Origin of the sequence: Promicromonospora sp. CA-289599 (assembly GCF_050936155.1) — a bacterium.
Taxonomy (GTDB): Bacteria; Actinomycetota; Actinomycetes; order Actinomycetales; family Cellulomonadaceae; genus Promicromonospora.
The window spans coordinates 771746-785231 of sequence record NZ_JBNJNI010000001.1 but is presented as its reverse complement, the minus strand read 5'-3'; the positions used below and the strand labels follow the sequence as shown (position 1 = coordinate 785231).

The 13486-nt window shown below is 70.5% G+C and carries 12 protein-coding genes, 1 other RNA gene and 2 pseudogenes; 8 read left to right on the top strand and 7 right to left on the bottom strand.

The features are described from left to right. Window positions 1-75: 75 nt before the first annotated feature. From ACQEVI_RS03385 to ACQEVI_RS03375, 3 genes and pseudogenes are all read right to left on the bottom strand, one after another. On the bottom strand, window positions 76-861 hold the full coding sequence (locus tag ACQEVI_RS03385) for a 5'-nucleosidase (RefSeq protein ID WP_432894690.1): 786 nt from the start codon (window positions 859-861) through the stop codon (window positions 76-78). A 130-nt stretch (window positions 862-991) separates the two neighbouring features. Further along, window positions 992-1441: pseudogene (locus ACQEVI_RS03380) on the bottom strand (S-ribosylhomocysteine lyase); the annotation flags it as partial. Window positions 1442-1471: 30 nt separating this feature from the next. Further along, a complete protein-coding gene (locus tag ACQEVI_RS03375) occupies window positions 1472-3250 on the bottom strand; it encodes a SulP family inorganic anion transporter (RefSeq protein ID WP_432894687.1) in 1779 nt (592 codons plus the stop codon). A 134-nt stretch (window positions 3251-3384) separates the two neighbouring features. Here ACQEVI_RS03375 and ACQEVI_RS03370 point away from each other — a divergent pair, with 134 nt between their 5' ends. The 3 genes from ACQEVI_RS03370 to ACQEVI_RS03360 all read left to right on the top strand — a co-directional run bounded on the left by ACQEVI_RS03370 (window position 3385) and on the right by ACQEVI_RS03360 (window position 5958). After that, complete coding sequence (locus ACQEVI_RS03370; RefSeq protein WP_432894684.1) at window positions 3385-4332, top strand: Nif3-like dinuclear metal center hexameric protein; 948 nt, start codon at window positions 3385-3387, stop codon at window positions 4330-4332. Between the two features lie 118 nt (window positions 4333-4450). Then, the gene (locus ACQEVI_RS03365; RefSeq protein ID WP_432894681.1) at window positions 4451-5209 is read left to right on the top strand and encodes a zinc ribbon domain-containing protein; all 759 of its coding nucleotides are present in this window, start codon (window positions 4451-4453) and stop codon (window positions 5207-5209) included. Next, complete coding sequence (locus ACQEVI_RS03360) at window positions 5206-5958, top strand: histidine phosphatase family protein (protein WP_432894678.1); 753 nt, start codon at window positions 5206-5208, stop codon at window positions 5956-5958. The genes ACQEVI_RS03365 and ACQEVI_RS03360 overlap by 4 nt, the downstream gene beginning before the upstream one ends. Window positions 5959-5984: 26 nt before the next feature. Here the strand turns inward: ACQEVI_RS03360 and ACQEVI_RS03355 are convergent, their stop codons facing one another. Together ACQEVI_RS03355 and ACQEVI_RS03350 are read right to left on the bottom strand one after the other, a co-directional pair. Next, window positions 5985-7250 (bottom strand): MFS transporter, encoded by a 1266-nt coding sequence (locus ACQEVI_RS03355; RefSeq protein WP_432894675.1) that lies wholly within the window; start codon window positions 7248-7250, stop codon window positions 5985-5987. A gap of 46 nt (window positions 7251-7296) precedes the next feature. Further along, window positions 7297-8124: a YaaA family protein gene (locus ACQEVI_RS03350; RefSeq protein ID WP_432894672.1), complete on the bottom strand. Its 828-nt coding sequence runs from the start codon at window positions 8122-8124 to the stop codon at window positions 7297-7299. A 48-nt stretch (window positions 8125-8172) separates the two neighbouring features. Between ACQEVI_RS03350 and ACQEVI_RS03345 the strand changes: the two genes are divergently transcribed. After that, the gene (locus tag ACQEVI_RS03345) at window positions 8173-8556 is read left to right on the top strand and encodes a tautomerase family protein (protein WP_432894669.1); all 384 of its coding nucleotides are present in this window, start codon (window positions 8173-8175) and stop codon (window positions 8554-8556) included. 46 nt (window positions 8557-8602) lie between these two features. Continuing rightward, window positions 8603-9001, top strand: an RNA gene (rnpB, locus tag ACQEVI_RS03340) — RNase P RNA component class A. Between the two features lie 140 nt (window positions 9002-9141). Here the strand turns inward: rnpB and ACQEVI_RS03335 are convergent. Together ACQEVI_RS03335 and ACQEVI_RS03330 are read right to left on the bottom strand one after the other, a co-directional pair. After that, entirely contained in the window at window positions 9142-10020 is an 879-nt protein-coding gene (locus ACQEVI_RS03335; RefSeq protein WP_432894666.1) for an SMODS domain-containing nucleotidyltransferase, read from the bottom strand. Continuing rightward, window positions 10007-10546, bottom strand: a complete 540-nt coding sequence (locus ACQEVI_RS03330; RefSeq protein WP_432894663.1) for an SLATT domain-containing protein — start codon at window positions 10544-10546, stop codon at window positions 10007-10009. The genes ACQEVI_RS03335 and ACQEVI_RS03330 overlap by 14 nt, the downstream gene beginning before the upstream one ends. A 238-nt stretch (window positions 10547-10784) precedes the next feature. Between ACQEVI_RS03330 and ACQEVI_RS03325 the strand changes: the two genes are divergently transcribed. From ACQEVI_RS03325 to ACQEVI_RS03315, 3 genes and pseudogenes are all read left to right on the top strand, one after another. Continuing rightward, the gene (locus ACQEVI_RS03325; RefSeq protein WP_432894660.1) at window positions 10785-11408 is read left to right on the top strand and encodes a DUF3800 domain-containing protein; all 624 of its coding nucleotides are present in this window, start codon (window positions 10785-10787) and stop codon (window positions 11406-11408) included. Window positions 11409-11487: 79 nt separating this feature from the next. Then, entirely contained in the window at window positions 11488-13092 is a 1605-nt protein-coding gene (locus ACQEVI_RS03320) for an IS1634 family transposase (protein ID WP_432905779.1), read from the top strand. Continuing rightward, window positions 13059-13298: pseudogene (locus ACQEVI_RS03315) on the top strand (DUF3800 domain-containing protein); the annotation flags it as partial. The gene ACQEVI_RS03320 and the pseudogene ACQEVI_RS03315, both read left to right, overlap by 34 nt. Window positions 13299-13486 lie beyond the last annotated feature (188 nt).

The window sequence follows — 13486 nt, the reverse complement described above, 5'->3', positions numbered from 1 at the left end:
CGTAGTCACCAGCAGCGCTGACAGCCACCGCACCGCCGGTCCCGGCACGGACACCCTTCGTCCGGACCGTCCCGGTCAGCCCGCGAGCAGCCCGATCATGGCGGTGACCACCCGCGCGGAGCGCAGCGCAGCATCGTCGATGTGGGTAAGGAACTCCGTGCCGTCGGGCGCGCACAGGTCCGAGGCGGCCCGCACCGACACGAAGTCGACGTCGAAGTTGTGGCAGAGCTGGGCCAGGGCCGCCGACTCCATGTCGATGGCGAGCATGTCCGGGAAGTCGGCGCGGAGCCGGAGCGCCAGGTCGGCGGTCGCGAATATCTCGCCGGACCCGATGGTGCCCTCGCGCAGGACCAGACCGGCCGGGGCCTGGGCGGAGCCCCGGCTGGTCGGGACCAGACCCGCCGAGCCCGGGAAGTTCGGGTCCTGGGCCTGGATGCTCGCCGCCGCACGCCGGACGGTGTCGGCGAGCCCGGGGGCGGCGTCGTACACCTTGGGCATGCCTGGCACCTGGCCGAGCTCGTACCCGAAGGCACGGGCGTCGGCGTCCGCGTTCACGAGCTGTACGCCCAGGAGGACGTCGCCCACGGCGACGCCCTTCGCGAGTCCGCCCGCGCTACCCGCGCTGATCAGGGGGACGTCCGCGCCGTGGCGCAGGATCGCGCTCATGCCGGCGGCTGTCGCGTTGACGAAGCCGATGCCGGTGCGCATCAGGACGACCTGCCTGCCGGCCAGGGTGATCTGCCGACGCTCGGCAAAGCCCACGCGCTCCGGCTCGCCCACCTCGGACGCGAGGTCGAGGAACGGCGCGGCCTCGTCGTCCATCGCGACGAGCACGACGGCGACGGGCAGCTCACTCCCCACTGGTCTGTACCGGCGGCAGAGGCGCCCCGGGACGCAGGGTCCCGGCCGCCGCGTCGCGGGCCGCAGCCTCGCGCGCGGCCGCGTCGCGGGCGGCGGCGTCACTGGCTGACGCCTCGCCCAGGGCGCCGTCGGCGAACACCTGGGACCAGACACCGCGCGCCGACAGGAACATGGAGGCGGCCTCCTGCGCACCGGCCAGGCTGTGGTTCGCGCCCCAGCCGCACTGCACCTCGTTGGCGGCGGGCACCTCGGTCGCGGCGACGATGTCGCGCATCGTCGCCTCGATGAGGCGCAGCACGTCCTCGTAGGCGGGCTCGCCCTGCAGCATCAGGTAGAAGCCGGTCTGGCAGCCCATGGGGGAGAAGTCCAGGACGGCGTCGGAGTGGTTGCGCGAGTGCTCCGCGAAGAGGTGCTCCAGCGAGTGCACGGTCGGCATCTCGAGGTGCGCGACGTTGGGCTGGGTGAACCGCACGTCGTACTTGACGAGCACGCCTCCGGCCGCAAGCTCCTTGCGGTCGGCGAGGCGTACGTACGGGGCGGCCACGGCGCGGTGGTCCAGGTTGAACGACTCGACGTTCATGCGGGGTGCTGGCTCGGTCACGGGACGAGCCTATGCCGTCTGTGCCTGCCGGACGTGCGTACGGGCGTGCTCGACCGCCGCGGGCAGGTCGGCGAACAGGTGGCTCTCGTGGCGCAGCATCCGGTGCAGGCCCACGGCTTCCAGCAGCCTGCGGTGCTGTGGCTGGACGCCCTTGACCAGCACCATGACGCCGCGCCGCTCGAGCTCCAGCACCAGGTCCGCGAGGGCGCGCGCCCCGGTGGCGTCGACCAGCTGCACGTGGGAGAGGCGCAGGATCACCACCTCTACCGTCTCCGTCTGCGCCGTGACCTCGCTGAGGATCCGGTCGGACGCCCCGAAGAACATCGCGCCGTCGAGCCGGAACATGGCGATGTGTTCGTCACCCTCGTGCGCGACGCCGGGCAGCGGCTCGCGGTGTATCGACGTCGCTCCCGCCACGGCCCGCAGGGCGAAGAACGCGGCGATGAGCAGACCGATCTGGACGGCGTCGATGAGGTCGAACGCCACCGTGATGACGGCGGTGACCACGAACGTGAGCGCGTCCGGACGCGTGGAGGTGAGCACCGAGCGGATGGTCGCCGCACCGATCATCCGGAACGACGTGACCATGAGCACCCCCGCCAGGGCGGCGAGCGGGATACGTCCCACCGGCCCCGTGGCCAGGTAGATCACGGCGAGAATCACCAGCGCGTGCACGACGGCGGCCAGGCGCGTGCGGGCCCCGGAGCGCACGTTCACCGCGGTGCGTGCGATGGCGCCGGTCGCGGGGATGCCGCCGAACACGCCGCTCGCGAGCGACGCCAGGCCCTGGCCCACCAGCTCCCGGTCGGGGTGGTAGGGCCCGGTGCCCTGGTCGCGGGTCTGCTCCCCGGCGTCGCCCGAGCCGCCACCTGCGCGCTTGTCCGGGCGTCCCGCGGACATCCCGGCGGCGACCCGCGCGGACAGCAGCGACTCGATGGCGGCCAGCGCCGCGATCGCCAGGGCCGCGCCGACGAGGTCGCGGACGGCGTCCGGCGTCGCGTCGGGCAGCACCGGGAACGGGAGCGAGCTGGGCAGCTCACCGATGCGCGGCACCGGCGCGTCCAGCACCTCCGCCAGCACGGTCACCAGCGCGACGGCGACGAGCGACGCCGGCAGCGCGCTGGCCACCCGCGGCAGCACGAGCATCACCGCCGCGACGACGGCCACCACACCGAGGGTCCAGATCCAGGTGGGAGTCCCGGCGCCGTGCACGACGCCGTCGACCACGCTGCCGTCGACGATCGCCCCCGACGGCCAGAGCGCGTCCCTGACCGAGCGCACCGCCGTGATCAGCGTGTTGTGCCCGGTCTCGGCCGTGATGCCGACGGCGGCAGGCACCTGCTGCAGGAAGATGATCGCCGCGATGCCGAGCGTGAAGCCCTCGACCACCGGCCACGGGATGTAGGTGACCACCCGGCCCAGCCGGAGCAGGCCGCAGACCAGCACGATGGCCCCGCCGAGCAGCGTCACGAGCGCCACGGAACCCACGCCGTGCTGCGCGACGATCGGCGCCAGGACCACCGCCATGGCGCCCGTGGGGCCGCTGACCTGCACGTGGGAACCGCCGAACACGGCGGCGACGATGCCCGCCACCACCGCGGTGACGAGCCCGGCGGCCGGCCCGACCCCGGAGCTGACGCCGAAGGCGAGTGCCAGCGGCAGGGCGACGACGCCCACCGTGATGCCTGCCAGGAGGTCCGAGCGCAGGGTCCGGGGCCGGAAGTCGTAGTCGGCCCGGGACGGCACAAGGTCTCGTATGTCGACGCGCTCACGGATGGAAGCAAGCATCCTGGCGCGCATGGTCATAGGCCCGCCGGAGCGGTGATTGACGGTGTCCCCCACAAGTGAATGACCGTAGCAAGAGCACGCCCCCTTCGCCTGGTGAACGGCCTGGTGAGAGGCCCCGTACTACGCTGCGATGCGTGAGCAGCAGCGACGCCCCCGCGCCCGAACAGTCAGCCGAACCGACCGGCACCACACCCGCCACGCTGGCCCAGGTCGTGCGCGCCCTGGACGGCCTCTACCCGCCGTCGACGGCGGAGGGCTGGGACGCGGTCGGGCTGGTCGCCGGCGACCCGGCCGCCCCCGTGCGCAAGGTGCTGTTCGCGGTCGACCCGGTCACCGCCGTCGTCGACCAGGCCCTCGACTGGGGCGCCGATCTGCTCGTCACGCACCACCCGCTGTTCCTCCGCGGCGTGAGCTCCGTGGCCGCCACCACCTTCAAGGGGTCGGTGGTGCACCGGCTGCTGACCGGCGGGTGCGCCCTGCACGTCGCGCACACGAACGCCGACGCCGCCCCGCGCGGCGTCGCGGACGCCCTCGCCGACCTCGTCGGCATCACCGACCGGCGTCCCCTCGAGGTGAGCGCCGCCGGCGAGAAGGACGGCAGCACGGGCTACGGCACGGACCGCGGCATCGGCCGCGTCGGGCGTCTCGCCGAGCCCACCACCCTCGCCGACTTCGCCCGCCGCGTCGCGGCAGCGCTGCCCGCCACCGCACAGGGCATCCGCTTCTCCGGGGACCCGGACGCCGTCGTGACCACGGCCGCCGTCCTCGGCGGCTCCGGCGACGGCTACTTCGACGCCGTCCGCGCGGCCGACGCCGACGTCTACGTCACCTCCGACCTGCGCCACCACCCTGCCTCCGAGCTGCGCGAACGCGCCGAGTTCGAGGCCCGCGCGGCCGGGACCGCCGGGCCCTCCGGCACCCCGTTCCTCGTCGACACCGCCCACTACGCGAGCGAGTGGCCCTGGCTGCGCTACGCCGTCGAGGACCTCGCCGCGGCGCTCGCGGCGGACGGGCTCGCGATCGAGGCGCGCGTCAGCGAGCTCGTGACCGACCCCTGGACGGGCCAGGTCTCGTCCCGCTGAACCGCCTGACGAGCACGAGCCGAGACCACCCACGGAGCAGCCCCCGGAGTGGCTTCCGCGCGGGCACACGCGAGGTAGCGTTGGACAGCCCCCAGAACCCGACCGAGAGGACGCCCTCGTGGCTACTGCACCACTCGAAGACCAGCGCAGGCTGCTGGACGTCCAGGCGCTCGACACCCGTGTCCAGCAGCTCGCCCACCAGCGCAAGAACCTTCCCGCGCTCGCGACGCTGACCGAGCTCGACGGCCGGATCGCGGACCTGCGTGCCTCGCTCGTCGAGTCGCGCACCCGGGTGGCCGACCTGAGGCGAGAGCTGACCAAGGCGGAGTCCGACGTCGAGCAGGTCCGCAACCGCGCCGACCGGGACCAGAAGCGGCTCGACTCAGGTGGCGTCGGCGCCAAGGACGCCGTCGCGCTCACCGACGAGCTCCGTTCGCTCGCCGTGCGCCAGGCAGCGCTGGAGGAGGTCGAGCTCGACGTCATGGAGCGGCTCGAGGCGCACGAGGAGGCGCTGTCGACCGTCGAGGCCGCCAACGGCGAGCTCGTCGCCGAGAAGGCGAAGGTCGAGGCGGAGCGCGACGCCGGCTGGGCCGAGATCGACGCACAGATCCAGGCGACAGCGGGCGAGCGGGCCAAGGCGGTCGACGGGCTCGACGCGGCCCTCGTCACGCTGTACGAGAAGATCCGGGTGCAGCAGGGCGGCACCGGCGCCGCGCTGCTCAACGGCAACCGCTGCGACGGCTGCCGGATGGATCTCCCGCCGGCCGACCTGGCGACCATCAGGAGCGCGGCCCCCGACGCGGTGGTGCGCTGCGAGGAGTGCGGCCGGATCCTGGTGCGCGGCGCCGGCGCGACGACCGGCGCTGCCGCCGGATGAGCGAGGCGCCCGGGTTCGACACGCACCGGCGTCCGCCGGTGGCGGCCACCCGGTTCGACGGCGCGCTCCCGCTCACCGTGGTGCTCGTCCGGCACGGGGTGACGCCCCTGACCGAAGTCGGCGCGTACTCCGGGTCGGACGGCCCGGGCCCGTCCCTGACGGCTCGCGGCCGGCTGCAGGCGGCGCAGGCCGCGGACGCCGTCTTCCGCGTCGGACGCGCGGCCCGCACCGGAGCGGGTTCCACGGGTGGCATGCGCAGCGGCGGCCTCTGGCCGGACCTGCCCCGCCCGACGGCGCTCGTCGCCTCGCCGACGGCGCGCACCCAGGAGACGGCTGCCGCCGTCGGCCGGCGGCTCGGGCTGCACGTCTCCACCGACGAGCGCTTCGCCGAGTGCCGGTTCGGGGAGTGGGACGGGCTCACCGCGCCGCAGATCGAGCAGGGCTGGCCCGGTGAGCTGGCCCAGTGGCACTCGACGGGCACGTTCGTGCCGCCCGGCGGGGAGTCCTACGCGCAGCTCGGCGCCCGGGTCTGGGACGGGCTCACCGACCTGCTGGCCGGTGGCGTGGACCGCACGGTGGTGGCGGTGGGCCACGCGGCGCAGATCCGCACCGCCGTCGGGCAGGCGCTGGGTGCGCCCGCGTCGCACTGGGCGCGGCTGCGCGTCCCGCCCGCCTCGCTCTCGGTCGTGCGCCTGTGGGAGGACGGCACCACCGAGGTGACCGCCGTCGGCGTCCCCACTGACGGCTGATCGCCCCTACTGACGGCTGAACGGCCCTACCGGCGCCTGAGCGCGCCCCGCGCGAAGGCCGGCGCGAGCGGCACCAGCGCGAGCACCAGGACGGCGGGCAGGGCGAAGCCGAACCGCAGGTTGTCCGCCCCCACCAGCCCCGTGAGCACGGCGCCGAGCAGCGCGCCCACGTAGTTGAACTGGTTGAAGCGGGCGATGACCGCGTCGGTGCGGGCACGATCGGGCTCTACCGGGGCTGCCGCTGCCCCGGCGAGAGGATCGCTCGCGGTCCCCGCCGTGCCCGCGGCGATCCGGCCCGCCGCCGAGAAGCTGAGGGGCGCCACCAGGGCGACCGCCGCGCCGAGAACGGTGAAGCCGGCCACCGCGACCGGCCATGTCGGGGCCAGCGCGACCAGTGCCAGCGCACCGGAGGCCACCACGGCGCCGACCCGGAGCACCGTCGTCACGCCGAAGCGGGTGACGAGGTGGCCGCCCGCGAGGCGGACGACTATCGAGGTGACGAGGTAGGGGAACGTCGCGAGCGCGACCAGGTTTCCCGGCGCGTCGAACGAGCGCGCCAGGTAGACGGGACCCCAGGTCGCGGCGGTGGTGTCGACCATGTAGAACACGACGAGCCCGGCGCCCACCAGCCAGATCGGCCGCCACGGGATCGGCGCCGAGGACTGTGCGGCCACGCCGGAGGGCGACGTCGTCGGGCCCTCTGTGATGCCGCCGGCCGGTACGCCCGGGGCGAGAAGCGGCGTCGTCGCGACGTGCGGCACGTACGGCGCGAACAGGATCACCAGGGGGACCAGCGCGACGAACGCGCCGATGGTGGGGGAGAGGTGGCCGGTCGTGAGCACGAGCACCGTGGCGATGATCCCGCCGGTGGTCCAGTAGCCGTGCGACGACGGCAGGATCGGCCGGCCGTACCGGTGCTCCAGGTCGACCGCCTGCATGTTGGAGGCGGCGTCGACCAGGCCGAGCGCGACGCCGTACACCGCCACGCCGCCCACGAAGAAGCCGATGACGGGCGCCAACGTGAGCGCCGGGACGGCGACGGCCATCAGCGCGAGGCCGAGGCGAAGCGTGGCGGCGCTGCCGAGGCGGCGTGCCGCGTGCTCGGCGACCAGCGATCCGACGCCGGCGAGCAGCACCATCATGAGCAGCAGCAGGGACAGGGTCACCTCGTCGAGCCCCCAGCGCTCCAGGAACCGGGGCAGCCGGGTGGTGAGGCTGATGAAGACGAAGCCCTGGGCGAAGAACGCCGCGGCCACTGCGATTCGGGCGCCCGTCAGGCTGCTTGTCCCCATGACGGGTCATCCAACCGGTCGGTGGGCTCCAGCGCCAGGGTTTGGGTCAGGCGAGCACGAGCTCCAGCGTTCGCGGGCCGCGCGGCTTGCCGTCCAGCAGGTTCGCCTCGATCAGCGTCTGGTCCTTGCCCGAGCCGATCTCGGTCAGCATCACCGAGCCCACCAGCTCCTGCGCGGCCTTGAGCACGTCCTCACTGGTTCGGGCCTCGTGCTCGCGGCGCAGCAGGTGCCCGGCCAGCACGCCGCGCGTGTGCTTCGCGTTGTGCGAGACGACGGTCCGCTTGCCGTCGGTCTCGCGGAGCACCCGCACCTCCACCCATTCGGCGGCCCCGTCCCCGGTCGTCCGGGGCTTCCAGGCGGCGACGTAGGTGGCGGACCGGCAGTCGACGACGACGTCGCCGGCCGCCCGGACGTCGAGCACCTCGGCCAGGGCGGGCTTCCAGAACGTGGCGAGCCGCCCGACGTCGGGCAGGCCGACGCCCATGCTCAGCCGGTAGGCGGGGATGCGGTCGCCCGGCGCGACGACTCCCCAGAGCCCCGAGAAGGTCAGCACGCTCACCTGGGCGCGCCGCGCTGCGCCGTCGGGCAGGGTGGCCAGGCCGGCTGCCGCGTACAGGACCCCGGTGTACACCTCTGCCGCGCGGCCTGACGGCGCGTCGTGGAGCGCCGTGTTGCGCGCGACCTCGTCGGCGAGCCCGTCGCTGACGCCGAGGGCAGTGGTGGCGTCGGGCCTGGCGCTGACGCGCGCGAGATCGGCGAGGACCTGCTGGCGCCGTTCGGTGAGCTCCGGGTGGGCCAGGGCGGTCAGGTCGAGGGGAGCGGCGCCGTCGGGCGCGGGCGTCTTGCCCTCGGAGGGCGGGAGGAGCAACATCACCCGCTCAGCCTAATTTGCCGGGCGGGATGGCTCGGTAGGTTGGCGCGCATGGCCCAGGTCAAGGTGTACGGAAACCGGTCGGTATGGGGTGAGCGGCGCGCGGAGATCTCCGACGCGCTGCACGAGGCGCTCGTGCGCACCTGGCAGCTCCCTGCGGACAAGCGGTTCCACCGCTTCCTCCTCCTGGACGACGGCGACCTGGTCGCCCCGCGCTCGGACGCCTACCTGGTCGTGGAGATCGTCTGCTTCACCGGCCGCAGCCGGGAGGCCAAGCGCGCGCTGATCGTGGCGCTGTACGACGACGTCGTGCCGCGCCTCGGGCTGGACGTCAACGACCTGGAGATCGTGATCCTGGAGAGCCCGCGGGAGAACTGGGGGATCCGGGGGATGTCGGGCGACGAGCTGACGCTGAGCTACCGCGTGGACGTGTGACGGCGCGCCGCGAGCAGGTGGCGGCAGGTACTCTTCTACCTGCGGACGAGTCGGTCGGACGGTCGCGTTGGGTGCTTTCGGGCGCCCGCCGAGGAACGTCCGGGCTCCACAGGGCAAGGTGGTGGTTAACAGCCACCCGGGGTGACCCGCGGGACAGTGCCACAGAAAACAGACCGCCCTCGGTCTCAGGACCGGGGGTAAGGGTGAAACGGTGGTGTAAGAGACCACCAGCGCTACCGGTGACGGCAGCGGCTAGGTAAACCCCACCTGGAGCAAGGTCAGACAGACTGTGTTTGAGGGCTGCCCGCCCGATTCTCTTCGGAGAAACACAGTTGGGTAGACCGCTCGAGCCCTGCGGCAACGCAGGGCCTAGATGGATGGCCGTCGCCCGCGCTGGGGTAACCCGGCGCGGGAACAGAACCCGGCGTACAGACCGGCTCGTCCGCATCTAACGCTCTGACCTGCGTCGGAGCCCTGGCCACTGGGGCCCGGTACACATTGGGTACACATGACTGTGTACCGCATGGGGTCAGGTGGCCTGTAGTTGGGACTGCTCGCACTGCATTCAGCCCAGGGTGGTGACCGTCACGGCGTGTAGAAGCGGGATGGGAAACTTCCAAGGAAGACATCGTCCAGCAGCGTGAACGCGCGTGCTCGGTCGCCACCGTTCTCGGCCTCGAGAGCCTTCTGAGTCCTGTCCGCGTCGGCTCGGATCCGGCTTGTTGCACTCGTTTGGTTCGAAGGACTGGACGTTGCCGCGATGCGGCCCGTGACGTTCATGGGATCGTTCATGGCAGCCAACTCGGATGAAGCGAGTCTCCGCATGATGCGCTCGAAGTCCATATCAGCGAGGAAGTACGTCTCGGCGTTCATATAGGAAGCCGCCCGCATCTCAAGATAGAAAGAAGAAGCAGGGAAGCCCGACAGATTTTCGTACTTCCACCGCTTGAGCAGGCGGGCGAGCGCCTTCGCGCCGCCCTTTGGCGACAGATTAGCGTCGTTCACGAATCTGAGGTGCGCGCTTGGAGCCGTTTGGATCCAGCCTCCGGCTGGGGCTGGGATGTCGTAGACGTCGAAACCATCCGTCGTTCCCCGGTAGAAGCCAGGGATTACCTCCCAACGCTCACGGCCATCGGCGAAATCCACCACGACTGCAGGGCGGCTTATCCGAATTGGGGTATACCGGAACCGCGATGTAAGGGCCTCTCGTACCCATTGCAGCGCGGTATCGGAACTTTCGGGCTTCCTGGCAATGCTGACGAGTATGTCGACGTCACTGTGTCCGCGCACTCCCGTGCCGTGGTGGAAGGATCCGGTCTCCCGTATGGACCTCACGCTGAGCTTGTCGCGCAACGCTGCTTCAACGCTCGCGCGGTGGGAAGCGGCGGCGTTGCGCTCTGATGAGAGCGGAACGCTCCGCGCTAGAAGTTCATCGAAGGCCTCCCTGACGCTACGCTCCGCCATTCTTTATCCCCTCGTTCCTGCGGTCGGCCGTGTATTTCTGCCCACCGCCCTTGATGTTCTTTCCCGCGCGTCGATATGCGCGTCGGCTAATTGGATCGGCCGCTTTATTCTGCTCCTCCATGCGAGCAGTCAGTTCGCTGAGGTCCTGTCTTGCATCGGTCGTATCCCTTGTGGGCAGGTCGATGAGGCGGAGTTGTCGTGCCGCTGTCTGGATCTCCAGGTATGCGTTTGCCGCGGCCGACGCACGGTCGGCTCGCGTTGACGGGTTCACGGCTGTGAGGACTGCGCCGCCGGCGGCTGCAGCAAGGGCTAGGCCGCCACCAAGTAGGTTGAGTTCGTTCGACGCGAGGACCAGCGCACCAGACACCGCAGCCATGGCCGCGACCGGCGCGCCGAGCCAAACGTTGAGAGCTCGCCACGACTTCGCCTGCTCAAACTGTCCCTGGCTGCTCCACGTCGCACGTTCCTCGAGCCTGTCGAGCTCGTCCCTGAGTTCACACCTGACTTCGTCGTTTGGCGTGGCCATCTCGCGAGCGTACCGGTCTGCGGCGCGGCATTGAGGCGCGCAATCGGGCGAAGTTTCCTCTTAGTGATCGTAGGTTGACCTGGAGCGGAGTGTGCGTGTTGCCGCCTGCCCGACGTCGCAGTAGAGCAACGACATGAGAAGTCGTTGAGCCGCTGGCGCTCTTTCAACGGCGTCACCCTCCAGGGTGAAGTTCCTCCGACGCGCGGCGGCAATCGCGTGCCGGTGGCATGCTGGGGGCGTGGCGCAACTCGTGTATATCGACGAGACGGGTTCGGTTGGCAATGCAGCCAAGCGGCAGCCCTATCTCACGCTCGTTGCAGCAATTGTGGACGAGACGGCAGTGAAGCCATTGACTGACCACCTGTCCGCTCTCGCAATGAAGCACCTTGGGTGGATTCCGGCCGACTTCGAATGGCATGGCGCCGAACTCTGGTCTGGGCGCGGGCACTGGGCGTCGAAGAGGCTTGAGCACGAAGCGCGGCTGGCGGCGTTCGAAGACGTGATTGGCCTGCTGCCCACTGTTCGGATTGGCGTCGCCTTTGCCAGCATTGACAAGCGGCGCTTGCACGATAAGTACGAAGGAAGATACGACCGCAACGCATATCTGCTGGCGCTCCAATTCATGCTGGAGAAGCTGGACATCTGGCGACCGACGCCTGAAGTGTTGCGAGTTCTGATCGCCGATGAGGCGAAGCAAGAGCAGCTGAAAGCAATCGAGATGGTAGCCGATATGCAAAGGTGGGGCTTCAGCGGGGTTGTCCCAGGTCGGCAGTTGACCTCGATCATAGACTCGATGCATTTCGTCGACTCGCGACACAGCCCCGGTGTCCCGACTTGGCTCACGGTTTTGAGGTCGTGGTGACAGCGGCCCGGTGACCTGCGGGGATGCTTGCTGAGGTGTGCGGTGGTGCGCACTAATCGTGGTGTCTATCGTGCTCGTCGTGGCGTACGTGCGGACGGTCAAGACGGCTTCGGGGGCTCGGGCGGTACAGATCGTGCACTCCCAGCTGCGTGGTTCGCGTGACATCGAGCACCTCGGGTCGGCGCACACCGACGCGGACTGGGAGCTGTTGGTCGCTGCGGCGCGGCAGAAGATCGCGACCGGGCAGGGCGAGCTGGACCTGCGGCTGCCCGACAGCCCTCCGGCTGGTGGTGGACCGTTGCCGATCACGGGGTCGCGGATGGGCGTGCTCGTCGACGCGCTCGAGCGCGCCTACCAGGCGCTCGGGTTCGACCGGGCAGCCCGCAAGGACGAGGTGTTCAAGCAGCTCGTCCTGGCGCGGATCATCGAGCCGACCTCGAAGCTGGACTCGTTGCGGGTGCTGGCCGAAGCCGGGATCGACGCGCCGTCCTATGCCACGCTCAAGCGGCGTCTGCGCGTCTACGCAGGCCTGCCTGCGAAGGGCCTGCCCCCACTCGACCACGACGCCGACGGCGAGCCGCAGGACTCCGAACCGCAGGACTGCGAACCGCTGGTCGTGGATCCGACCGGTGGTCCGTGGCGGACGAGGATTGCGAACGCGTGCGCCGAGCATGTGGGGCTGGGGCCGGCGACGTACTGCTTGTATGACGTGACGACGCTGCACTTCGAGGCCCACGAGGGCGACGGGTTCCGCGAACCCGGGTTCTCGAAAGAACGCAGGCTGGAGCCGCAGATCACCGTCGGGCTGCTCACGGACGCGGCCGGGTTCCCGTTGATGGTCCACGCGTTCGAGGGCAACCGCGCCGAGACCACGACCATGGTCCCGGTGCTGCAGGCGTTCATGGCCACCCACGGGCTGACCGACATCGTGATCGTGGCCGACGCGGGCATGATCTCCGAGACGAACTGGCGCGCGATCGAGGAGCTGGGCTGGTCCTTCGTCCTGGGGGCGCGGATGGGCGAGGTCCCGATCGTGGTCCAGAAGTGGCGCGATGACCACCCCGGGCAGGAGATCCCCGACGGGCACGTGTTCACCCGCCCGTGGCCCGCCGCGCCCTCGGACAAGCGGCGTGACCACACGTACTACTACAAGTTCTCCGCCGCGCGCGCCCGGCGCACCCTGCACGGGATCGACGAGCAGGTCCGCAAGGCCGAGCAGGCCGTCGCTGGGAAGAGCGCTGTGAAACGCAACCGGTTCGTCAAGCTCGCCGGCGCGACCAAGACCGTCAACCGTGACCTGGAGACCAAGGCCCGGGCACTGGCCGGGATCAAGGCCTACGTCACCAACCTCGACGACCCGAGCGCCGAGCACGTCATCGCGACCTACTCCGCGCTGCTCAACGTCGAGAAGTCCTTCCGGATGACCAAGTCCGACCTGGCCGCCCGGCCCGTCTTCCACCACGTCCGCCACAGCATCGAGGCGCATCTGACGATCGTGTTCGCCGCCCTGGCCGTCACACGGTGGATCGAGAACGCCACCGGCTGGTCCATCCGCAAGTTCGTCAAGACCGCCCGCCGCTACCGGCAGATCACCATCGCCGCCGGCGGGCAGACGATCACCGCCGCCGACCCGCTACCCGACGACCTGCAAGCCGCCGTCGACCGCATCCATCGACCGCACTAAATGAGCCAAGTCGGGTCATAGACTCGATGCATTTCGTCGACTCGCGACACAGCCCCGGTGTGCAGATGGCTGACATGGTCGCGTTCGTCCTGCATCGCATGTTTATGGAGAAGCAACCTCACGAGAACATAACAGCCTCGATTGCCCGGATGCGCCCCATAGTCGACGCAGCTACCAAGACGTGGCGTGAACCTTGGCCGTCCTGAGATCCCTGGGCCGTCTCCATTTGGTCGGCAGCACTCGCCCAACTAACAGGCGGGGCTCGAAGCTGTGATCAGTTTCGAGCGTGTGGGCTGGTGGGCAGGGTAGGACATCGGCGATCATTCAGGCTGAACGCGGATCACGTCGATCGACGCGACTTGAGTTTCGGGCGACGTCACCCTGCTGATGTGGG